21 protein-coding genes are annotated in these 21,633 nt (G+C 71.7%); 11 read left to right on the plus strand and 10 right to left on the minus strand.

The window, feature by feature from the left end; genetic code table 11:
- Positions 1 to 8 precede the first annotated feature (8 nt).
- The 5 genes from ABTZ58_RS24215 to ABTZ58_RS24235 all read right to left on the minus strand — a co-directional run bounded on the left by ABTZ58_RS24215 (position 9) and on the right by ABTZ58_RS24235 (position 5,329).
- Positions 9 to 1,640 carry an FAD-dependent monooxygenase gene (locus ABTZ58_RS24215; protein ID WP_351360568.1) on the minus strand — a complete coding sequence of 544 codons (1,632 nt, stop codon included), beginning with the start codon at positions 1,638 to 1,640 and terminating at the stop codon, positions 9 to 11.
- A 281-nt stretch (positions 1,641 to 1,921) separates the two neighbouring features.
- Positions 1,922 to 2,830, minus strand: a complete 909-nt coding sequence (locus ABTZ58_RS24220; RefSeq protein ID WP_351360333.1) for an amino acid ABC transporter permease — start codon at positions 2,828 to 2,830, stop codon at positions 1,922 to 1,924.
- Positions 2,827 to 3,504, minus strand: coding sequence for an amino acid ABC transporter permease (locus ABTZ58_RS24225; RefSeq protein WP_351360336.1), 678 nt, complete (start codon positions 3,502 to 3,504; stop codon positions 2,827 to 2,829). The genes ABTZ58_RS24220 and ABTZ58_RS24225 overlap by 4 nt, the downstream gene beginning before the upstream one ends.
- A 128-nt stretch (positions 3,505 to 3,632) precedes the next feature.
- Positions 3,633 to 4,478: a glutamate ABC transporter substrate-binding protein gene (locus ABTZ58_RS24230; protein WP_351360339.1), complete on the minus strand. Its 846-nt coding sequence runs from the start codon at positions 4,476 to 4,478 to the stop codon at positions 3,633 to 3,635.
- A gap of 74 nt (positions 4,479 to 4,552) precedes the next feature.
- Entirely contained in the window at positions 4,553 to 5,329 is a 777-nt protein-coding gene (locus ABTZ58_RS24235; protein WP_351360341.1) for an amino acid ABC transporter ATP-binding protein, read from the minus strand.
- A gap of 290 nt (positions 5,330 to 5,619) precedes the next feature.
- Here ABTZ58_RS24235 and ABTZ58_RS24240 point away from each other — a divergent pair, with 290 nt between their 5' ends.
- Together ABTZ58_RS24240 and ABTZ58_RS24245 are read left to right on the plus strand one after the other, a co-directional pair.
- Positions 5,620 to 6,306: a response regulator transcription factor gene (locus tag ABTZ58_RS24240; RefSeq protein ID WP_309098141.1), complete on the plus strand. Its 687-nt coding sequence runs from the start codon at positions 5,620 to 5,622 to the stop codon at positions 6,304 to 6,306.
- A gap of 9 nt (positions 6,307 to 6,315) precedes the next feature.
- On the plus strand, positions 6,316 to 7,722 hold the full coding sequence (locus ABTZ58_RS24245; RefSeq protein WP_351360344.1) for a sensor histidine kinase: 1,407 nt from the start codon (positions 6,316 to 6,318) through the stop codon (positions 7,720 to 7,722).
- Here ABTZ58_RS24245 and ABTZ58_RS24250 read toward each other — a convergent pair.
- The gene (locus ABTZ58_RS24250; RefSeq protein WP_351360347.1) at positions 7,712 to 8,713 is read right to left on the minus strand and encodes a TAXI family TRAP transporter solute-binding subunit; all 1,002 of its coding nucleotides are present in this window, start codon (positions 8,711 to 8,713) and stop codon (positions 7,712 to 7,714) included. The genes ABTZ58_RS24245 and ABTZ58_RS24250 overlap by 11 nt on opposite strands.
- A 94-nt stretch (positions 8,714 to 8,807) precedes the next feature.
- Here ABTZ58_RS24250 and ABTZ58_RS24255 point away from each other — a divergent pair, with 94 nt between their 5' ends.
- A complete protein-coding gene (locus ABTZ58_RS24255; RefSeq protein ID WP_351360350.1) occupies positions 8,808 to 9,215 on the plus strand; it encodes a pyrophosphohydrolase domain-containing protein in 408 nt (135 codons plus the stop codon).
- Between the two features lie 65 nt (positions 9,216 to 9,280).
- Here the strand turns inward: ABTZ58_RS24255 and ABTZ58_RS24260 are convergent, their stop codons facing one another.
- Positions 9,281 to 10,504, minus strand: coding sequence for a cation:proton antiporter (locus ABTZ58_RS24260; protein ID WP_351360353.1), 1,224 nt, complete (start codon positions 10,502 to 10,504; stop codon positions 9,281 to 9,283).
- A 4-nt stretch (positions 10,505 to 10,508) separates the two neighbouring features.
- Positions 10,509 to 10,994 carry a cation:proton antiporter regulatory subunit gene (locus ABTZ58_RS24265; RefSeq protein WP_351360356.1) on the minus strand — a complete coding sequence of 162 codons (486 nt, stop codon included), beginning with the start codon at positions 10,992 to 10,994 and terminating at the stop codon, positions 10,509 to 10,511.
- A gap of 123 nt (positions 10,995 to 11,117) precedes the next feature.
- Here ABTZ58_RS24265 and ABTZ58_RS24270 point away from each other — a divergent pair, with 123 nt between their 5' ends.
- From ABTZ58_RS24270 to ABTZ58_RS24285, 4 genes are all read left to right on the plus strand, one after another.
- Positions 11,118 to 12,161: a sensor histidine kinase gene (locus ABTZ58_RS24270; protein ID WP_351360359.1), complete on the plus strand. Its 1,044-nt coding sequence runs from the start codon at positions 11,118 to 11,120 to the stop codon at positions 12,159 to 12,161.
- The gene (locus ABTZ58_RS24275; RefSeq protein ID WP_309096012.1) at positions 12,161 to 12,814 is read left to right on the plus strand and encodes a response regulator; all 654 of its coding nucleotides are present in this window, start codon (positions 12,161 to 12,163) and stop codon (positions 12,812 to 12,814) included. The genes ABTZ58_RS24270 and ABTZ58_RS24275 overlap by 1 nt, the downstream gene beginning before the upstream one ends.
- 63 nt (positions 12,815 to 12,877) lie before the next feature.
- Positions 12,878 to 14,404 carry a tRNA (N6-isopentenyl adenosine(37)-C2)-methylthiotransferase MiaB gene (gene miaB, locus ABTZ58_RS24280; protein WP_351360363.1) on the plus strand — a complete coding sequence of 509 codons (1,527 nt, stop codon included), beginning with the start codon at positions 12,878 to 12,880 and terminating at the stop codon, positions 14,402 to 14,404.
- An 85-nt stretch (positions 14,405 to 14,489) separates the two neighbouring features.
- A complete protein-coding gene (locus ABTZ58_RS24285) occupies positions 14,490 to 15,209 on the plus strand; it encodes a class III extradiol dioxygenase subunit B-like domain-containing protein (protein ID WP_351360366.1) in 720 nt (239 codons plus the stop codon).
- Between the two features lie 294 nt (positions 15,210 to 15,503).
- Here the strand turns inward: ABTZ58_RS24285 and ABTZ58_RS24290 are convergent, their stop codons facing one another.
- Together ABTZ58_RS24290 and ABTZ58_RS24295 are read right to left on the minus strand one after the other, a co-directional pair.
- Positions 15,504 to 15,905, minus strand: coding sequence for an antitoxin (locus ABTZ58_RS24290; protein WP_351360369.1), 402 nt, complete (start codon positions 15,903 to 15,905; stop codon positions 15,504 to 15,506).
- Between the two features lie 25 nt (positions 15,906 to 15,930).
- Positions 15,931 to 16,200, minus strand: a complete 270-nt coding sequence (locus ABTZ58_RS24295) for a hypothetical protein (protein ID WP_351360372.1) — start codon at positions 16,198 to 16,200, stop codon at positions 15,931 to 15,933.
- 182 nt (positions 16,201 to 16,382) lie between these two features.
- On the opposite strand from ABTZ58_RS24295, the gene miaA reads away from it, so the two are divergent.
- From miaA to ABTZ58_RS24315, 4 genes are all read left to right on the plus strand, one after another.
- The gene (gene miaA, locus ABTZ58_RS24300; RefSeq protein ID WP_351360375.1) at positions 16,383 to 17,321 is read left to right on the plus strand and encodes a tRNA (adenosine(37)-N6)-dimethylallyltransferase MiaA; all 939 of its coding nucleotides are present in this window, start codon (positions 16,383 to 16,385) and stop codon (positions 17,319 to 17,321) included.
- A gap of 108 nt (positions 17,322 to 17,429) precedes the next feature.
- Entirely contained in the window at positions 17,430 to 17,942 is a 513-nt protein-coding gene (locus ABTZ58_RS24305; RefSeq protein ID WP_351360570.1) for a hypothetical protein, read from the plus strand.
- A gap of 193 nt (positions 17,943 to 18,135) precedes the next feature.
- On the plus strand, positions 18,136 to 19,008 hold the full coding sequence (dapF, locus tag ABTZ58_RS24310) for a diaminopimelate epimerase (RefSeq protein ID WP_351360378.1): 873 nt from the start codon (positions 18,136 to 18,138) through the stop codon (positions 19,006 to 19,008).
- Positions 19,009 to 19,287: 279 nt separating this feature from the next.
- Positions 19,288 to 21,552, plus strand: coding sequence for a RelA/SpoT family protein (locus ABTZ58_RS24315; protein WP_351360381.1), 2,265 nt, complete (start codon positions 19,288 to 19,290; stop codon positions 21,550 to 21,552).
- Positions 21,553 to 21,633: the final 81 nt, after the last annotated feature.

Consider the following 21,633-nt stretch of genomic DNA (forward strand, 5'->3'; position numbering starts at 1 on the left):
CGTCGGCGTCAGGGCGCCCCGGTCGAAGCACCCGCTCCCGCCTGCGCCTGCGCCTGTGCCTGCGCCTGTGCCTGTGCCGGTCCCCCGACCGTGGCCTCGGCCGCCGCGTACAGGTCCTCGGGGCGCACTCCGCCGAGCGCGGTGACGAGGTGCCCGTCGGGCCGTACCAGGAGCACGGTGTGGGCGGCGGCGCCCGGATAGCTCTCGGCCACCAGCAGCTCGGCGGGGTGCGGCAGGGCCGCCACGGCCGCCGCCAGCCGGGGCATGATGCCCGCCCGGGCCCAGTGCTTGCGCTCCCACACGCCCGTGCCCGGCGCGATCAGGACCACGAGCAGGGTGCCCCGGCCGAGCCGGTCGCGCAGCCGTACGAAGGTGCCGTCCTCGGCGGTGACCCGGACGTCGGCGACGAGAGCTCCGGGCGGGGTGTCGACGGGCACCTCCCCTTCGAGGGGCCCCGGCGCGAGCGGTGACTCGGCGTACGCCCCCGGCGCGCCGAGCTGACCCTGCCCCAGGTGACCGTCCGTGAGGAGGGCGTCGTGGTTCCGGGAGGAGCCGGGGACGTAGGAGCGCAGGCCCGCGCCGCCGCGGAGCAGTGGCAGCGCCTGGTCGGCGGCGCGGAGCCGGGCGGCGACGACCGCCCGGCGTTCGGCCTGGTAGCTGTCGAGGAGCGCCTCGTGCGGCCCGTGGTGCCAGGCCAGGGCCAGTTTCCAGGCGAGGTTGTCCGCGTCCCGCAGCCCTTCGTCCAGCCCGTGTGTGCCCAGGGCGCCGAGCAGGTGGGCCGCGTCCCCGGCGAGGAAGACGCGGTCGGCGCGCCAGCGACGGGCCAGCCGGTGGTGGACCGTGTGGACGCCGGTGTCGAGCAGCTCGTACGGCGGGGTGGAGCCGCCCGACCAGCCGGCCAGGGTCTCCCGGATGCGGGTCAGCAGCAGTTCGGGCGTGACCAGGTCCTTGCCGGGTGGCAGGAGCCAGTCCAGACGCCAGACGCCGTCCGGCAGCGGCCGTGCCGTGATCTCGCCGGCCGAGGGACCCGACATGCGCCAGGGCGGCATGCGGTGCAGCAACGCTTCGTTGTGCCAGGGCAGTTCCGTGCGCAGGGCCGCGACGGCGTGACGTTCCACCGCCGTACGGCCCGGGAAACGGATGTCCTGGAGCTTGCGCACGGTGGAGCGGGGGCCGTCGCAGCCGACCAGGTAACTGCCTCGCCAGTAGGTGCCTTTCGGACCGCGGGTGTGGGCCGTGACGCCCGAGGACTCCTGTTCGATACCGTCGAGGCGGCTGTCCACGGCGATCCGGACGAGCCGTTCGTCCGCGAGGGCGGCGCGCAGGATGCCGGTCAGGACGTGCTGGGCGATGTGCAGGGGGATGGGATCGGAGCCGTCGAGAAAGACCTCGCGCATCACCTGCTTGCGCCGTACCGACCGCCATCCGGCCCACTGGGCGCCGACCTGGTCCAGGGGGACACCGGTCAGGCGCTCGATCAGGGCGGCGGTGTCCTCGTGCAGGACGGCGGTGCGTGCCGCGCGGGGTTCGTCCTTGCCCGGGCCCTCGTCGAGGACGACGCACGGCACCTCCTGACGCGCCAGCGCAAGGGCGAGCGTGAGCCCGACGGGCCCCGCTCCGACGATGATCACCGGGTCCACGGCGCGGCGCCCCCTGCCCGCGGTGTTGTCCTGAGAGACGTAGGTGAACACGAAGGTGGAGCAGGGTGCACGATCACAGAACGTATGCAACCCATTGCCGGTGCTTGCGTCAAGTGACCAGGGGCAGGTGGCGATCATGCCGCCGTCCCAAGGGTAGCGGGGCGACCCGTTCGTCCCATGAGGAGGCGTCAGGGGCGGCCCGTGCAGGACGGTTCATGGCTGGGCACGACTGTGGCCCGCCGGAAATCCGGCGGGCCACAGTCGCGACGGTTGCCGGGCCGTCAGATCGATCCGCCGGCTCCGGTGCCGTAGGAGCCGCCCACCTCAGCCGCGTTCACGTCGTCGACCTTGTCGGCGCCCAGAACAGCGCCCGTGCCCCGCTTGCTGCGGCGCAACCTGCCCTCCAGCCAGGAGGCGAAGGACGTGAGGATGAAGTTCAGCACGATGAAGATGACCGCCACCACGATGAAGCTGGGGATGACGTTCGCGTAGTTGGCCGCGAGGGTGCTCCGCGTGTTGAGCAACTCGGTGAACCCGAGCATCACGCCGCCCAGCGCGGTGTCCTTCACGATGACGACCAGCTGGCTGACGATGGCCGGCAGCATGGCGGTGACCGCCTGCGGCAGCAGGATGCTGCTCATCGTCTGACTCTTGCGCAGGCCGATCGCCATCGCCGCCTCCGACTGCCCCTTGGGCAGCGAGAGGATGCCCGCGCGCACGATCTCGGCGAGGACCGACGCGTTGTAGAGCACCAGGCCTGTGACGACCGCGTACAGGGGCCGCTCATCGCTGGGGATGCCCGTGGAACGGACGTAGAACTCGTTGGCGAAGAGCATCAGCAGCAGCACGGGGATGGCCCGGAAGAACTCGACCACGGCACCGGCCGGGATGCGCACCCAGCGGTGGTCGGACATGCGTGCGATGCCGAGGACGGCGCCCAGCGGGAGGGCGATGACCATGGAGAGCGCGGCGGCCTTGAGCGTGTCGGCCAGACCCGGTAGCAGGTAGGTCGTCCACGCCTCGGAAGTGGTGAAGGGCTTCCACAGGGACCACGTCAGCTGTCCCTTGTCATCCAGCGTCTGCCAGATCCACCACAGCAGCAGGGCGAGCAGGACGAAAAAGATCACTGAGAACAGCACATTGCGCCGCTTGGCCTTCGGGCCCGGGGCGTCGTAGAGAACGGACGTCATCGCTTCACCGCCAGTCGCTTGCTCAGCCAGCCGAGGAACAGGCCGGTGGGCAGGGTCAGTACCACGAACCCGAAGGCGAAGACCGCGCCGATCAGCAGCGTCTGTGCCTCGTTCTCGATCATTTCCTTCATCAGGAGGGCGGCCTCGGCCACGCCGATCGCTGCCGCCACTGTGGTGTTCTTGGTCAGCGCGATGAGCACGTTGGCCAGCGGCCCGATGACCGAGCGGAACGCCTGTGGCAGTACCACGAGCCTCAACACCTGGCTGAAGCTGAGCCCGATGGCCCGTGCAGCCTCGGCCTGCCCGACGGGCACGGTGTTGATGCCGGAGCGAATCGCCTCGCAGACGAAGGCGGCCGTGTAGGCGGTGAGCCCCAGTACAGCCAGCCGGAAGTACTTGAGCTCGAAGTCCTCGGATGCGCCCATCGTCACGCCGAAGATGTCGGCGAGGCCCAGCGACGTGAAGACGATGATGACCGTCAGCGGGATGTTCCGGACGATGTTCACGTAGGCAGTGCCGAAACCGCGCATCAGCGGGACGGGGCTGACCCGCATGCCCGCCAGGACGGTGCCCCAGATCAGGGAACCGATGGCCGAGAAGACGGTGAGCTGAATGGTGACCCAGAAAGCGCCCAGCACGGACGGGTCGTCATAATTTGAAAGAAAGTCGAACACGATCTCCCGCGCTTCCGGGTGGGTGGCGAAGGTGGCGGACGTGGCGCGCCGCCGTCAGAGAGGTGATGGCGGCGCGCCTGCGGATCCCCGCAGCGACTGCGGGGATCCTGCGTCGGCTGAGTCCCGCGTTACTGGACGATCTGGCCGATCTTCGGGGCGGGCTCGTTCTTGTAGTTCGCCGGGCCGAAGTTCTCCTGGACGGCCTTCTTCCATGCACCGTCGCTGACCATCTTCTCGAGGGCCTTGTTGATCTTGTCGAGGGTCGCCTTGTCACCCTTCTTGACACCGATGCCGTAGTTCTCGTTGCTCAGCTTCAGACCGGCCAGCTTGAACTGACCCTTGTACTGGTCCTGAGCGGCGTAGCCGGCGAGGATCGAGTCGTCGGTGGTCAGCGCGTCCACAGCGCCGCTCTGCAGAGCGGAGAGGCACTCCGAGTAGCCACCGCGCTGAGTCAGCTGAGCCTTCGGAGCGAAGTCGTCCTTGACGTTCTGCGCCGAGGTCGAACCGGCGACCGAGCACAGCTTCTTCTCGTTGAGGTCGGTGGCCTTGGTGATGTCCGAGTCCTTCTTCACCAGCAGGTCCTGGTGGGCCAGCAGGTAAGGACCGGCGAAGTCGACCTTCTGCTTGCGCTCGTCGGTGATCGAGTAGGTGGCCGCGATCATCTTCACGTCACCGCGGGACAGCGCGTTCTCACGGTCGGCGCTCTTGGTCTCGACCCACTCGATCTGGTCGGGCTCGTAACCCAGTTCCTTGGCCACGTACGTCGCCACGTCCACGTCGAAGCCGGAGAAGGAACCGTCGGGCTCCTTCAGGCCCAGACCGGGCTGGTCGTACTTGATGCCGATCTTGATCTTGTCGCCGCCGCCGGAGCCGGAGCCGTTCGAGTCGCCGCCGTCGTCGCCTCCACAGGCAGTGGCGGTCAGGGCGAGGACGAGAGCGGTGGCGGCCGCAGCGGAGACCTTGCGGAGCTTCATTGGGAACATCCTTTGCCGTGAAGAGAAACCGTCGTTACGGGTGACGCGGACCGTCGCGGGCGCGACGCGCGCCGTCAGTGGTGCAGGATCTTCGACAGGAAGTCCTTGGCGCGGTCGCTGCGCGGATTGCTGAAGAACTGGTCGGGCGCAGCCTCCTCGACGATTCGGCCGTCCGCCATGAACACCACGCGGTTTGCCGCCGATCGTGCGAAACCCATCTCATGGGTGACGACGATCATGGTCATACCGTCGCGGGCGAGCTGCTGCATGACCTCCAGCACCTCGTTGATCATCTCGGGGTCGAGCGCGGAGGTCGGCTCGTCGAAGAGCATGACCTTCGGCTCCATGGCCAGGGCCCGCGCGATCGCGACGCGCTGCTGCTGGCCGCCGGAGAGCTGTGCCGGGTACTTGTCGGCCTGCGCACCCACGCCGACCCGGTCGAGCAGGGCACGGGCCCGCTCCTCGGCCGCCTGCTTGTCCTTCTTGCGGACCTTGACCTGGCCGAGCATCACGTTCTCGAGCACGGTCTTGTGCGCGAAGAGGTTGAAGGACTGGAAGACCATTCCGACGTCGGCGCGCAGTTTCGCCAGTGCCTTGCCCTCGGCGGGCAGCGGCTTGCCGTCGATCGCGATCGAGCCGGAGTCGATCGTCTCCAGGCGGTTGATGGTGCGGCACAGCGTGGACTTGCCGGACCCGGAGGGTCCGATGACCACGACGACTTCACCGCGGGCGATCGTCAGGTCGATGTCCTGGAGTACGTGCAACGCGCCGAAGTGCTTGTTGACGCTCTTCAGGACGACCAGTTCTCCGGTCGCGGCCACATCTTCCTTGGCCACCGATACTTCGGTCATCGCTCTCAGGCTCCGTCCTCCTCGGTTTCGGAGGACAGTAGTAACCCTCTACGACCTGCGTCATTACATCTGAGGGGAATCTGAGCATCACGATCCGATAGCAATCGGACACGTGTCGTAGCACTTATGAGCAGGGCTCATACCAGCCGGGTAACGGAAGCCCTCAGCAACCGGAACCCTCTTGACGCCGTCCTCATCCATCAGCGTGACTGCACAGGGTGCACGCGCGCGCGTGCACGCGTTTTTGTACACATCCTGATCGTACGGCCAGTGAACCGAAGGGGGCCCGGGTGAGACTGCTGCTCGTCGAGGACGACAACCACGTCGCCGCCGCCCTGTCGGCGGTCCTGGCACGGCACGGCTTCGACGTCACGCACGCGCGCAGCGGCGAGGAGGCTCTCCAGGCCCTGGTCCCCGAGGGTGACGGCTTCGGTGTCGTCCTGCTCGACCTGGGCCTGCCCGACCAGGACGGATACGAGGTCTGCGGCAAGATCCGCAAGCGCACCAGCACCCCCGTGATCATGGTGACGGCCCGCTCCGACGTACGCTCCCGCATCCACGGCCTCAACCTCGGCGCCGACGACTACGTCGTGAAGCCCTACGACACCGGCGAGCTGCTCGCCCGGATCCACGCGGTCAGCCGGCGCACCTCCCACGAGGACACCTCCAGCGGCATCGAGACCGAGCTGCGGCTCGGCCCCGTGCACATCGAGCTGCCCACGCGCCGGGTCAGCGTGGACGGGTCGGTGATCCAGCTGACCCGCAAGGAGTTCGACCTGCTGGCCCTGCTGGCACAGCGGCCCGGGGTGGTCTTCCGCCGCGAACAGATCATCAGCGAGGTGTGGCGGACCAGCTGGGAGGGGACCGGGCGCACCCTGGAGGTGCACGTCGCCTCCCTGCGCGCCAAGCTGCGCATGCCCGCCCTCATCGAGACCGTGCGCGGGGTCGGCTACCGGCTCGTCGCGCCCGCCGGGTAGCGGGGCCGGGTGCGCACTCGTCTGCTCCCGCTGCTGATCATCCTGATGGCGGCCGTGCTGCTCGCGCTCGGCGTGCCGCTCGCCGTCAGCCTGGCGGGCGCCCAGCAGCAGAAGGTCGTCGTCGACCGCATCGACGACACCGCGCGGTTCGCGGCCCTCGCCCAGTTCGTCACCGACTCGCCCGGCGGGACCACGGAGGCGTTCGAGAACGAGCGTCTGGCCACGCTCAGCAGTGAACTCCGCAGCTACCACGAGGTCTACGGCATCCGCGCCGGTGTCTTCTACCGCAACCGCCAGGCCATGGCCCAGGCACCGGTCAGGTGGGCCCTGCCGGCGGCGGGCGAGGTGCGCGCCGCCTTCGACGAGGCGCTGCTCAGCCGCCGCAGCCACGACCCGAAGCAGGTGTGGCCCTGGCAGCGCCGCAACCTCGTGGTGGCCTCGCCGGTCATCCGGGACGGCGACGTCGTCGCGGTGGTCGTCACGGACTCGCCGACCGGGCAGATGCGCTCCCGGACGCTGCAGGGCTGGCTGGTCATCGGCGCGGGCGAGTTCGCCGCGATGCTGCTGGCCGTCGGTGCCGCCCTGCGGCTGACCGGCTGGGTGCTCAAGCCCGTGCGGATCCTGGACGCCACCACCCACGACATCGCCACGGGACGGCTCAAGTCACGGGTCGCCGCGGCCGGCGGTCCGCCGGAACTCCGGCGCCTCGCCCGGTCGTTCAACGAGATGGCGGACAACGTCGAGGACGTCCTGGAGCAGCAGCGCGCCTTCGTCGCCGACGCCTCCCACCAGCTGCGCAACCCCCTCGCGGCTCTGCTCCTGCGCATCGAGCTGCTCTCCTTCGAGCTGCCCGAAGGCAACAAGGAGATCGCCTCCGTGCAGGCGGAGGGCAAGCGCCTCGCTCAGGTCCTGGACGACCTGCTGGACCTGGCGCTGGCCGAGCACACCGAGGCGGACCTGCGCATCACGGACATCGGCGAGCTCGCCGCCGAACGCGTCGCGGCCTGGGCCCCGACCGCCGCGGCCAAGGGCGTACGCCTGGTCGGCGACTGCCCCCCGACCACCGCATGGGCCGACCCGGTCGCCCTGTCCAGCGCCCTGGACGCGGTCATCGACAACGCGGTGAAGTTCACCCCCGAGGGCGAGGCGGTCGAGGTGACCGTAGCCCCCGACGGCGGCACCTCCACCGTCGTCGTCACCGACCACGGCCCCGGCCTCACCGACGAGGAGCTGGCCCGCATCGGCGACCGCTTCTGGCGCAGCGGCCGCCACCAGAACATCAAGGGCTCGGGCCTCGGGCTGTCCATCTCGCGGGCCCTGCTCGCCGCGGGCGGCGGCTCCATCGCCTACGACCACCACGAGCCGCACGGCCTGCGGGTGACCGTGCGCGTCCCGCGGTCGGGGCCTACGGCTTGACCGACTGGTAGTAGCGCTGGGCCCCGGCGTGCAGCTGCAGCGGGTCGGTGTAGATCGCCGTGCGGACGTCGACCAGCTGGGCGGAGTGGACGGTCCCGCCGATGCCGTCGCGGCTGTCGATCACCGTACGGGTCAGCCACTCGGTGAGCCGCGGATCCACGTCGCTGCGCGTCACCAGGAGGTTGGACACCGCCAGGGTCGGCACCGGGTCTCCCCGCTGGATGGTGGGGTAGGCCGACTCGGGCATCTTGGTCGCGCGGTAGTACCGCGTGGCACCGCCCTGGTCGTGCAGCTTGGCCACCAGGGCGGCGTCGATCGGTACGAACCGGAAGGCCGACGCCGACTTCTCCGCCAGCCGGCTGAGTCCGTCCGTGGGCAGGCCGCCCGACCAGAAGAACGCGTCGAGTCCCTGGCCCAGCCGCTTGGGCCCGGTGTCGATGCCGTCCGACGACGGCTCGATGTCCTTCTCCGGGTCGATACCGGCCGCCTTCAGCACCCCGTTCGCGATCAGCCGCACGCCGGAGTCGGGCAGCCCTATGGCCACGCGCTTGCCCCGCAGGTCCGAGACGGAGCGGATGTCCGAGTCCGGCGGCACGACGAGCTGGACGTAGTCGTCGTACAGGCGCGCGACCCCGCGGAGCCGGTCGGCGCCTGTGCCGTTGTCGAGCTTGTACGTGGCGACCGCGTCGGCCGCGGCGATCGCGAAGTCCGCCTCGCCGGTCGCCACGTCCGCGACGTTCTCCTGCGAACCGGCACTGGTCAGCAGCCGCACCCGCAGGGCGGGCATGTCCTCGGCGATCTCGTGGCGCAGGAGTTTGCCGTACTCGTAGTACACCCCGGCGCGCGTGCCGGTGCCGAAGTCGATGTCCCCGCCGGGCGGTTCCTCGGCCCAGGGGCGCAGCCACCACAGCAGCAGCCCGAGGACCACGAGGGCGGCGGTACCGCCCTGCAGGGCCCGGCGCCGGCCGATGGGTGGGAACGTCCTGGACATGCGGGCGATCCTGCCAGCCGGGGCGCCCCCCTGGCCAGGGCGGGGGTCACAGGAGGAGGCAGGAGTGTCAGTGGCGGCCACTACAGTCGCGCCCATGAGTTCCTCGCCCGCCGACCTGGTCCGTGAGTTCCACCGCGCCTTCGGCCTGGACGCCCGCAGCACCCCGACGGAGATCTCCCCGGAACTCGCCGCCCACCGCGGCGAACTCCTCGCGGAGGAGGCCGCGGAAGTCGCCGAGGTGGCGGTGACGGGCCCACTGGACCGGCTCGCGCACGAACTGGCGGACGTGGTCTACGTGGCGTACGGCACGGCCCTGGTCCACGGCATCGACCTCGACGCGGTGCTCGCCGAGATCCACCGCTCCAACATGACCAAGATCGGGCGGGACGGCTCCGTCTCCCGCCGCGCCGACGGCAAGGTCCTCAAGGGGGAGCACTACGCGCCACCGGACGTGCGCGGGGTGCTGCGGAAGCAGGGGTGGGAGCCGGGCGGGGGTGAGTGACCTCGGCGCCGGCCCGGGGGGCGGAGGGCTGGGCCGGGCGCCAGACCAGCCCCCCGGCCCCTCCCTCAGTCGGCGACCGGTGCCTCCGCCTCCGTGGCCCGGGGCGTCGGCCCCGGCTCCGGCCGGTCCCGCTCGCGGCGCCGCCCCCACCAGGTCGCCACGGGCTCCGTGTACCGCGCGGTGAGCGGCCCCACGACGACCAGGATCAGGACGTACGCCGTGGCCAGCGGGCCGAGGGACGGCTCGATGCCGGCGGCGACCGCGAGGCCCGCGATGACGATCGAGAACTCGCCGCGGGCGACCAGTGCGCCCCCCGCCCGCCAGCGGCCCTTGACGGAGATCCCGGCCCGCCGGGCCGCCCAGTAACCGGTGGCGATCTTCGTCAGCGCGGTGACGACGGCCAGGCCCAGCGCCGGCAGCAGGACCGGCGGGATGCTCGACGGGTCGGTGTGGAGCCCGAAGAAGACGAAGAAGACCGCGGCGAACAGGTCGCGCAGCGGGCTCAGCAGCGTGTGCGCCCCCTCCGCCACCTCCCCGGACAGCGCGATGCCGACCAGGAAGGCGCCCACCGCCGCCGACACCTGCAGCTGCTGCGCCACGCCCGCGACCAGGATCGTCAGGCCCAGCACGACCAGCAGCAGCTTCTCCGGGTCGTCGCTGGAGACGAACCGCGAGATGACCCGGCCGTAGCGCAGGGCCAGGAACAGCACGAGGCCCGCCGCCCCCAGCGCGATCGCCAGGGTCACGCTCCCGGCCAGCAGCCCGGCGCCCGCCACCAGCGCCGTGACGATGGGCAGGTACACGGCCATCGCCAGATCCTCCAGCACCAGCACGCTGAGGATCACCGGCGTCTCCCGGTTGCCGACCCGGCCCAGGTCGCCGAGCACCTTCGCGATCACGCCGGACGAGGAGATCCAGGTGACACCGGCCAGGACGACCGCGGCCACCGGCCCCCAGCCGAGCAGCAGCGCCACCGCCGCCCCGGGCAGGGCGTTGAGCGCGCAGTCGACCAGACCGGACGGATAGTGCGTCTTCAGGTTGGAGACCAGATCGCTCGCCGTGTACTCCAGGCCCAGCATCAGCAGCAGCAGGATGACGCCGATCTCCGCGCCCGTGGCGATGAACTCCTCGCTCGCGCCCAGCGGCAGCAGACCGCCCTCGCCGAAGGCCAGCCCGGCGAGGAGGTACAGGGGTATCGGCGAGAGCTGGAAGCGGGCGGCGAACCGCCCGAGCAGGCCGAGGCCGAGGATGATGGAACCGAACTCGATGAGCAGGACCGCGGAGTGCACCGGCTCACTCCCGCCCGAGTATCGTCGCGGCCGCGTCGACGCCCTCGCGCGTGCCGACGACGATCAGGATGTCACCGCCCGCCAGCCGGAAGTCCGGCGCCGGCGACGGGATGGCCTCGGCCCGGCGCAGCACCGCCACCACCGACGCGCCCGTGTCGGTCCGCATCCGGGTGTAGCCCAGGACCCGTCCGTTCCAGCGCGAGGTCGCGGCCACCTCGATCCGCTCGGCGACGAGTCCCAGGTCCGTGGTGTACAGCAGACTGGGGCTGTGGTGGGACGGCATCAGCGCGTCGATCAGCGAACCAGCCTCGGAGCCGGTCAGCCGCAGGGACTGCGCACAGGAGTCGGGGTCGTCGGAGCGGTACACGTTCACCGTGCGCGTCCCGTCGCGGTGCGCGACCACCGACAGATGGCGGTGTTCGCGGGTCTCCAGGTCGTACTGGACCCCGATGCCCGGCAGCGGCGTCGCCCTCAGGCGCGGAGCTGACACGTTGCTTCCCCTTGTTCGTCCGGTCGGTCTTGCCTGTGTCCGTGCCCCGAGCGGTGCCGTGAACGGTGTCGATCAACGGACGGGCCACGTCCGCATGCTGCCATCCGGCCGTACCGTGGCGACATGGGTGTCGTGACGGATATACGCAGCCGCCGGTCGCCGGAGAGACTGACCGGGGAGGTGCCGGACGCCGGCGCCGGAAGGGGCGGAGCCAGGAACGTGTCGCTGTTCTGGCGGATCTTCTCGCTCAACGCGGCCGGCCTGGTCGTGGCCACCGCGCTGCTGCTCGGCCCGGTCACCGTCTCCACTCCCGTCCTGGCCGGCGAGGCGCTCGTGCTGCTCGGCGGCCTGGCGCTGCTGCTGGCGGGGAACGCGCTCGTGCTGCGCTTCGGCCTGGCGCCCCTGCAGCGGCTGGACCGGGCCATGGCCACCGCGGACCTGCTGCGCCCCGGCTCCCGCCCGGTGGTCGGCGGCCCGGCGGAGACGGCCGGGCTGATCACCACGTACAACACGATGCTCGACCGGCTGGAGGCCGAGCGGACCGCGGGCGCCGCCCGTGCGCTGTCCGCGCAGGAGAGCGAACGGCACCGCATCGCGCGGGAACTCCACGACGAGGTCGGGCAGACCCTGACCGCCGTCCTGCTCCAGCTCAAGCGCGTCGCCGACCGGGCCCCCGGAGACCTGCGCGACGAGGTCGGCCAGGCGCAGGAGGCGACCCGGGCCGGTCTGGACGAGATCCGCCGGATCGCCCGGCGGCTGCGCCCGGGCGTCCTGGAGGAACTGGGGCTGGCCAGCGCCCTGCGCTCACTCGCCGGCGAGTTCACGACGCACGGGCTGAGCGTGCGCCACCACGTCACCGGCGACCTCCCCGCCCTGACCCCGGAAGCGGAACTCGTCGTCTACCGGGTGGCCCAGGAAGGCCTGACCAACACCGCCCGGCACGCCTGCGCCGACCGCGCCGAACTCAGCCTCCGGCCCGTCCCGGACGGCGTCGAACTCCTCGTCCGCGACAACGGCGCGGGCATCGGCACCACCGCCGAAGGCGCAGGCATCACCGGCATGCGCGAACGTGCCCTCCTGATCGGCGCCGCCCTGACCGTCGGACCGGCCCCCGACGGCGGCACCGACGTACGGCTGCGCCTGCCGGTGACGGAGGGAGCACGCTGATGCCCGCCCCGATCCGCGTCCTGCTCGCCGACGACCACACCCTGGTGCGCCGGGGCGTGCGCCTCATCCTGGACGGCGAGCCGGACCTGACGGTCGTCGCCGAGGCCGGAGACGGCGCCGAGGCCGTCGCGAAGGCCCGGGAGACTCCCGTCGACCTGGCCGTCCTCGACGTGGCCATGCCCCGCATGACCGGCCTCCAGGCCGCCCGCGAACTCTCCCGCCGACTGCCCGGCCTGCACATCCTCATCCTGACGATGTACGACAACGAGGAGTACTTCTTCGAGGCACTCAGGGCGGGGGCCAGCGGCTATGTCCTCAAGTCGGTCGCCGACCGCGACCTGGTCGAGGCGTGCCGGGCGGCCGTACGGGACGAGCCGTTCATCTACCCGGGCGCCGAACGGGCCCTCGTCCGCTCCTACCTGGAGCGCCTGCACCGCGGCGACGGCCTGCCGGAACGGGCCATCACCGAACGCGAGGAGGAGATCCTCAAACTGGTCGCCGAGGGCCACACCTCCAAGGAGATCGGCGAACTCCTCTTCATCAGCGCCAAGACCGTGGAACGCCACCGCGCCAACCTCCTGCAGAAGCTCGGCATGCGCGACCGCCTGGAGCTGACCCGGTACGCCATCAGGGCCGGGCTCATCGAGCCGTGAGCCCCGGGCGGGGTTGTCCACAGGCGGCCGTCGCATGTGCGCCGACCGCCTACCCTTGTCCCCATGAGCAGCATCGACCGGAGCCAGTCAGTGGGCGGCACGCGCACGTATGAGGTACGCACCTACGGGTGCCAGATGAACGTCCACGACTCCGAGCGATTGGCCGGCCTGCTGGAGGACGCGGGCTACGTCCGCGCCCCCGAGGGCTCCGACGGCGAGGCGGACGTCGTCGTCTTCAACACGTGCGCGGTGCGTGAGAACGCCGACAACAAGCTGTACGGCAACCTCGGCCACCTCGCGCCGAAGAAGGCCGCCCGCCCCGGCATGCAGATCGCGGTCGGCGGCTGCCTGGCCCAGAAGGATCGCGACACCATCGTGAAGAAGGCGCCCTGGGTGGACGTCGTCTTCGGCACGCACAACATCGGCAAGCTCCCGGTCCTGCTGGAGCGCGCCCGCGTGCAGGAGGAGGCGCAGGTCGAGATCGCCGAGTCGCTGGAGGCGTTCCCCTCGACGCTGCCCACGCGCCGCGAGAGCGCCTACGCGGCCTGGGTCTCCATCTCCGTCGGCTGCAACAACACCTGCACGTTCTGCATCGTCCCGGCCCTGCGCGGCAAGGAGAAGGACCGCCGCCCCGGCGACATCCTCGCCGAGATCGAGGCCCTGGTCGCCGAGGGCGTCTCCGAGATCACCCTGCTCGGGCAGAACGTCAACGCCTACGGCTCGGACATCGGCGACCGCGAGGCCTTCAGCAAGCTGCTGCGGGCCTGCGGGAAGATCGACGGCCTGGAGCGCGTCCGCTTCACCTCGCCGCACCCGCGCGACTTCACCGACGACGTCATCGCCGCCATGGCCGAGACGCCGAACGTGATGCCGCAGCTGCACATGCCGCTGCAGTCCGGCTCCGACCCGATCCTGAAGGCGATGCGCCGCTCGTACCGCCAGGAGCGCTTCCTCGGCATCATCGAGAAGGTCCGCGCCGCCATCCCGCACGCCGCGATCAGCACGGACATCATCGTGGGCTTCCCCGGCGAGACCGAGGAGGACTTCGAGCAGACGCTGCACGTGGTCCGCGAGGCCCGCTTCGCCCAGGCCTTCACCTTCCAGTACTCCAAGCGGCCCGGCACCCCGGCCGCCGAGATGGACGGCCAGATCCCCAAGAAGGTCGTCCAGGAGCGCTACGAGCGGCTGGTCGCCCTCCAGGAGGAGATCTCCTGGGAGGAGAACAAGAAGCAGGTCGGCCGCACGCTGGAGCTGATGGTCGCCGAGGGCGAGGGCCGCAAGGACGACACCACCCACCGCCTGTCCGGCCGCGCCCCCGACAACCGCCTCGTCCACTTCACCAAGCCGGACCAGGAGGTCCGCCCGGGCGACGTCGTCACGGTCGAGATCACCTACGCCGCCCCGCACCACCTGCTCGCCGAGGGCCCCGTCCTCGCCGTGCGCCGCACACGCGCGGGCGACGCCTGGGAGAAGCGCAACGCCGACAAGGTGTCGAAGGCGTCCCAGCCGACGGGTGTCCTGCTCGGCCTGCCCAAGATCGGCGTCCCGGAGCCGCTGCCGGTGGCGGCGAGCGGGTGCGGCTGCGACTGAGCGAGGTCGTGGCCGCCGGCGGGGTAGGGCCGGGTCCTGGCCGCCCCGTGCGGCATCGCGTCTGCTGAGGGTTACCCTGCCGATCATGCTTGTCGCCGCCGCTGTCTGTCCCTGCCCGCCCCTGCTGGTTTCCGAGGTCGCGGCGGGTGCCGCTCCGGAGCTGGACGCCGCGCGTGCCGCCTGCACGGACGCGCTGGGCGTGCTCGCCGCCGCCCGTCCGGACCGGCTGGTGGTCGTCGGTCCGGTGGACGCCCCCGGGCCCGAGACGTACCCGGAGGGCAGCCGGGGGTCGTTCCGCGGCTTCGGGGTCGATCTCGACGTCCGGCTGGGACGAGCCGGGGCCTGGGACACAGGCACGGAGCGGCTGCTGCCGTACTCGCTGGCGGTGGCCGCCTGGCTGCTGGCGCGGACCGGGTGGTCCGACGCCCCGGTGGAAGGACTCGGCGTGGGGGAGCTGCTCGCGCCCGGCGACTGCGCCCGGGCCGGACGGCAGCTCGTCGCCGGTGCGGGGCGGCTCGCGCTGCTGGTGATGGGTGATGCCAGTGCGTGCCGGACGCTCAAGGCCCCGGGGTATCTCGACGAGCGGGCGGCCCCCTTCGACGCGGAGGTGGGGCGCGCGCTCGGCGCGGCGGACCTGCCCGCCCTCCTGGCGCTGGACAGCGGGCTCGCCCAGGAGCTGAAGGTGTCCGGCCGGGCGCCGTGGCAGGTGCTGGCCGGCGCGGCCGAGGGTGCCGGCCTCGGGGGATCACTGTTGTTCGAGGACGCGCCGTACGGCGTGGGGTACGCCGTCGCCACCTGGTCGTAGGCGGCCGCGTCGCGGATCGGACGGATCGGACGGCGGACACGGGGAATGCCGGACGGCCGGGAGCTCGTCTCCACGGCCGTCCGGCGATGTCCCCTTCGGTGTACCGACGCGCGGGTCAGGAAACGGGCGGTGGCGTGTCGTCCGGCGACGCGGTGCCACCCGCCTCCCGCGGAGGCTCCGTACGGCCCGCGTCCGGCGGCGGGGTGGCGGTGTCCCCACCCGGCGGCGGCGTCGCCCCACCCGGCGACTGTGCCGCCCCACCCGGCGACCGGGCCGCCTCACCCGGCGGCTGGGTCATCCCATCCGGCGGAGGAGTTGTCCCACTCGTCGGTTGGGTCGCCTCACCCGGCGAAGGCGCCCCACCCGGCTGCTGGTCGCCTCACCCGGCTGCTGGGGCGCCCCGCCCGCCGGTGGGGTGGCCGTGCCCGGCGGTCGGGTGGCCGTGCCCGCCGGTGGGGCGGGGCCGTCTCCGTCCGGTACGGCGTCGCCCTGGTGCGCGAGTCGGTCGATGGCGCCCTTGGCCTTGCCCGTGCCCGACTGGATCCTGTCGCTGTACCGGCCCTTGGTCCTCTTGTCGACGACCTGTGCGGCCTTGTCGAGACCGTGCTGGATCCTGTCCTCGTGCCGCTGCGCGAGGTGCGAGACCTTGCCCTTCGCCGGGCCCAGCTTGGCCTTCACGTTGGCCAGAAGACCCATGGTTCACCTTCCTCGCGCGGGGCGGTCACGTACGGGCGCCCTCACCGGCCTCGTTGTCGGCCGCCTTGTCGGTGGACTGCTGCTTGGGGATGTCGACGCCTTCGCCGTCGGTGCCCCCGGCGCCCTTGGCCGCCGGCTCGGCGGCCTCCGATACTCCCTCGGCCGTCTTCGCCCCGGCGGTCGCCGCCGCCTCCTCCTTCTCGGACCCGGCCTTGGCCGCGTCGCTGCCGGCCTTGGCGGCAGGCGCCTCCTCCGTGGCCTTGGACCACCGGAGAATGCGTGCAAAAACGCCCATATCCACTCCATACGTTACTCGTGCGGGCGAAATCCCGCGTCGCCCGGTGCGTCCGTTTGCGCGGCCCGGGTCACCGCCTCTGTGATCCGGCGGCAGGAACCTCGCAACGGGCAACGACCCCGGGGCCGTGGCGTCACGTAACTCGTTCGAGAGTGGGGTCCGAGGTTTGCGAGACTGGGGCGGTGAGCAGTGCACCCCCCGCCCCCCGCGTCATCGCCGTCGTCGGTCCAACTGCGGCCGGAAAGTCCGATCTGGGCGTTTTCCTGGCCCAGCGGCTCGGCGGTGAGGTCGTCAACGCCGACTCCATGCAGCTCTACCGAGGGATGGACATCGGCACCGCCAAGCTGACGCCCGAGGAGCGCGGCGGAGTCCCGCACCACCTCCTCGACATCTGGGACGTCACCGTCACCGCGTCCGTCGCCGAGTACCAGCGCCTGGCCCGTGAGCGGATCGACGCACTGCTCGCCGAGGGCCGCTGGCCGATCCTGGTCGGCGGCTCGGGGCTGTACGTCCGGGGAGCCGTCGACAACCTCGAGTTCCCCGGCACCGACCCCGAGGTCCGGGCCCGGCTGGAGGAGGAGCTCACCCTGCGCGGCTCGGGCGCGCTGCACGCCCGGCTGGCCGCCGCCGACCCCGAGGCGGCCCGGGCCATCCTGCCGAGCAACGGACGCCGGGTCGTGCGGGCCCTTGAGGTCATCGAGATCACCGGCAAACCCTTCACCGCCAACCTCCCCGGCCACGACTCGGTCTACGACACGCTCCAGATCGGCGTCGACGTGGCCCGCCCCGAGTTGGACGAGCGCATCGCACGCCGGGTCGACCGGATGTGGGACGCCGGACTGGTGGACGAGGTGCGGGCACTGGAGGCGCAGGGGTTGCGCGAAGGGCGTACGGCCTCGCGCGCGCTCGGCTACCAGCAGGTCCTCGCGGCGCTCGCCGGGGAGTGCACGATGGAGCAGGCGCGGGCCGAGACCGTCCGTGCCACCAAGCGCTTCGCGCGCCGTCAGGATTCATGGTTCAGGCGCGATCCACGGGTGCACTGGTTGAGTGGGGCCGCGGCCGATCTCATGGAACTTCCGCAGCTCGCACTGTCCTTGGTCGAACGACCGGTTACAGCCTGATCACGTCATGGCATCGGGACGCCCAGGCCGTCATCCGGTCCTTCGGCGGCGTGCCATCATCGAGCTTCGATCGACCGAGTTGAGTCCTAGTTGGGAGGGCGCGTGGCGATGGAGGCCGGCCCTCGCGACACCGCACAAAGCACCGATCACAGCACCGCCGAGCGGGATGTGCCGGAGCACGAGGACGGACCGGAGGAGGAGTCGGACCGCCTCAGCTCCGACGGCCCCGACGAGACGCCGAGTGTGACCGACGACGGCCCCGAGCCCGACGAGATGTTCGCGGGCGAGGTCGAGGTCGAGCTGCGCCCGCAGCGCCGGCTGCGCATCTGGCAGCTCGCGCCCATCGTCGGACTCGCGGCACTCGGCTCCCTGATGTTCGCGTTCCCGCTCGCCTTCGACTTCGGCGACAGCGGGGCCGTCATCGCCATGCTCGGCCTGCTGATCTGCTCCTGCGCGGCCGGCTGGGGAATGATGGCGGCCCGCCGCGTCGGCTACACCTGGCCCGGCCTCCCGGCCAGGGGTTCCGGCCGCAGAGCGGACTGGCGGGTCGTCCTCGCGTACGCGGTGATGGTGGCCGCAGTGGTCGTCCTGGCCGTGTGGCGGGTGGCCCGGCTCCGCTGAAGGTGCCCCGTCAGGGCGCGGGAGCCGCGCGGCAAGCCACGAAGCACCTCAGTCCACGAAGCACCTCACTCCACGACGCACCCCACTCCACGACGCACCCCACTCCGCAAGGCACCCGCACTCCGCAAGGCACCCTCACACCCACGGCGAATCCGCCCCGCCCTCCCCGCGGAGCGCGCCGTACGATCGGGGCATGAGCACGCGGATCGCCTTCCTCAAGGGTCACGGCACCGAGAACGACTTCGTGATCGTCCCGGACCCGGAGAACACCATCGACCTGCCCCCGGCCGCCGTCGCCGCCCTGTGCGACCGCCGCGCGGGCATCGGCGGTGACGGACTGCTGCACGTGGTGCGGTCCGCCGCGCACCCCGAGGCCAGGAGCATGGCGGCCGAGGCGGAGTGGTTCATGGACTACCGCAACGGCGACGGCTCGGTCGCGGAGATGTGCGGCAACGGCGTGCGGGTCTTCGCGCGCTACCTCCAGCGCGCCGGGCACGTGACCGAGGGGGACCTCGCGGTCGCCACCCGAGGAGGCGTGAAGACCGTGCACCTCGCCAAGGACGGCGACATCACCGTCGGCATGGGCAAGGCGCTGCTCCCCGGCGACGAGGTCACCGTGAGCGTCGGCGAGCGCAGCTGGCCCGCGCGGAACGTGAACATGGGCAACCCGCACGCGGTCGCCTTCGTCGACGACCTGGCGCACGCCGGCGACCTGTACGCCCCGCCGCCCGTCAGCCCGGCCTCCGTCTACCCGGACGGGGTGAACGTCGAGTTCGTCGTCGACCGCGGCCCCCGGCACGTCGCGCTGCGCGTGCACGAGCGCGGCTCCGGCGAGACCCGCTCGTGCGGTACGGGCGCGTGCGCCGTCGCCGTGGCCACCGCCCGCCGCGACGGCGCCGACCCCGGGATCACCGGAACGCCGGTGACGTACACCGTGGACGTCCCCGGCGGCACCCTCGTGATCACCGAGCGGCCCGACGGCGAGATCGAGATGACCGGCCCGGCGGTGATCGTGGCCGAGGGCGAGATCGACGCGGAGTGGCTGGAGGCCGTCCCGCGAGGGTGAGGCGGCGCCACTGTCCGGCAGGCCGCTCGACCCGAAAACGCCGTACGGAACCGGCCACTTGGCGGGAACACGAGCGCTCTAGTCACCTTGCACTCGGGTACAAACCTCACATTCGTCCCTCGAATGGGTGATCAGTTTCACGCTCGGCGAGAGGCGGTCAGCCACGCGTGGTGGGCTCGATAGCATCAAGCACCGGCCCGGACGGGGGACCGAAGCCGCTCCTGAGCCGTGTCCGCTCTGGGGCACCCCGTCCGCCGGTTGACGCAGCCGGAGGTGCCCATGAGTGCGGAGGCCACGAATCCCGTGACCCCAGGCCCGATGCCGGGCGCGGTGTCGGGGCCGGTGACGCCGACAGCGCCGCGCAGAAAGGCCCGCCCCCGGATCGACCTGCGCCGCCTCGGCAGAGCCGCGCTGCTCGGCCCCGCCGCCCGGGACCGACTGCCCGACGCCATCAGCCACGTCGTCGAGGCCCACCGCGCCCACCACCCCGACGCGGACCTCGAACCGCTGCGCCGCGCCTACATCCTGGCCGAGTCCTCGCACCGCGGCCAGATGCGCAAGAGCGGCGAGCCGTACATCACGCACCCGCTCGCCGTGACCCTGATCCTCGCCGAACTCGGCGCGGAGACCACGACGTTGACCGCGTCCCTGCTCCACGACACCGTCGAGGACACGGACGTGACGCTCGGCCAGGTGCGCGAGCAGTTCGGCGAGGAGGTCCGCTACCTGGTCGACGGAGTCACCAAGCTGGAGAAGGTCGACTACGGCGCCGCCGCCGAGCCGGAGACGTTCCGCAAGATGCTCGTCGCCACCGGCAACGACGTCCGCGTCATGTCGATCAAGCTCGCCGACCGGCTGCACAACATGCGCACGCTCGGCGTCATGCGCCCCGAGAAACAGGAGCGCATCGCGAAGGTGACACGTGACGTGCTCATCCCGCTCGCCGAACGGCTCGGTGTCCAGGCGCTCAAGACCGAGCTCGAAGACCTGGTGTTCGCGATCCTGCACCCCGAGGAGTACGCGCACACCAGGGAGCTGATCGTCCGCAACGCCGACCGTGCCGACGACCCGCTCGCCGAGGTGGCCGACGAGGTGCGCGCCGTGCTGCGCGAGGCGGGCATCGCAGCCGAAGTCCTCATCCGCCCACGCCACTTCGTCTCCCTGCACCGTGTCTCCCGCAAACGCGGCCGGCTGCGCGGCTCCGACTTCGGCCGCCTGCTCGTCCTGGTGAACGAGGACGCCGACTGCTACGGCGTCCTGGGCGAGCTGCACACCTGCATGACGCCGGTGGTCTCGGAGTTCAAGGACTTCATCGCCGTACCGAAGTTCAACCTCTACCAGTCGCTGCACACGGCGGTCGCCCGCGAGGACGGCCAGGTCGTCGAAGTCCTCATCCGCACCCACCAGATGCACAAGGTCGCCGAGGCCGGAGTCGTCGCCCTCGGCAACCCCTACGCCCCCGCCCCCGACGACCCGGCCGACGGCGAGCGCGTCGACCCCACCCGCCCCGGCTGGCTCTCCCGGCTCCTCGACTGGCAGGAGGCCGCACCCGACCCCGACCACTTCTGGTCGACCCTGCGCGAGGACCTCGCCCAGGACCGCGAGATCACCGTCTTCCGGCCCGACGGCGGCACGCTCGGCCTGCCTGAGGGCGCGACCTGCGTGGACGCCGCCTACGCGCAGTACGGGGAGGACGCGCACGCCTGCATCGGCGCCCGCGTCAACGGCCGGCTGGCGACGCTCTCCACCGTGCTGAGGGACGGCGACACCGTCCAGCTCCTCATGGGCCAGGACCCCGCCTCCGAGCCCTCCCGGGAGTGGCTGGAGCACGCCCACACGCCCGCGGCCCGGATCGCCATCCAGCGGTGGCTGGCCGCCCACCCGGCCCAGGCCGAGGCCCAGGAGAACGAGGCCCGGACGGCCGAGACCGACCGGCCCTCCGGGGACCGTGCGAGCCGTTCAGCGCGAGGACGGCTTCCCGCCGCGCCACGGCCCGCCACGGATCGTGCGACCGCGTCCCGGTCCGCCGGCCTGTCCGGTACGGACACACCGGCCGCCTCCGGCCCCGAACAGCCCGCCATCCGCGCCGCAGGCGGCGACGTCCTCACGGACCTGCCGGACGCGACCGTACGGCTCGCCCGGTGCTGTACGCCCGTGCCGCCCGACGAGATCACCGGCTTCGCCGTACGCGGGGGAGCGGTCACGGTGCACCGCGTGGAGTGCGCGGCGGTGGCGCGCATGAAAGACGGGGGGCGTGCGGAGGTCGGCGTGCTCTGGGGTGAGGCCACCGAGTGCCGGGTCACGCTGGTCGCCGAATCGTTCGTCCGTCCCCATCTGCTCGCCGACCTCACCGAGGCCATGGCCCTGGAAGGCGCCGAGATCGTCTCCGCGACCGTCGAACCCCCGACCCAGCAGCAGGTCCGGCACACCTACACCGTGCAGCTCCCGGACGCGGCCCACCTCCCGGCCCTGATGCGCGCGATGCGGAACGTGGCCGGGGTGTACGACGTGAGCCGGGCGCAGCCGCAGACACAGAGCAGCTGAGACGGCAGGCGGCGCAGGCCCCGGTCCCCGGTTCGGGTGGGCCGGACGCGCGTCGCCCGTGCCGCGCACGCGGGCGCTGAT

Source organism: Streptomyces sp. NPDC094143, assembly GCF_040303825.1.
Lineage (GTDB): Bacteria > Actinomycetota > Actinomycetes > Streptomycetales > Streptomycetaceae > Streptomyces.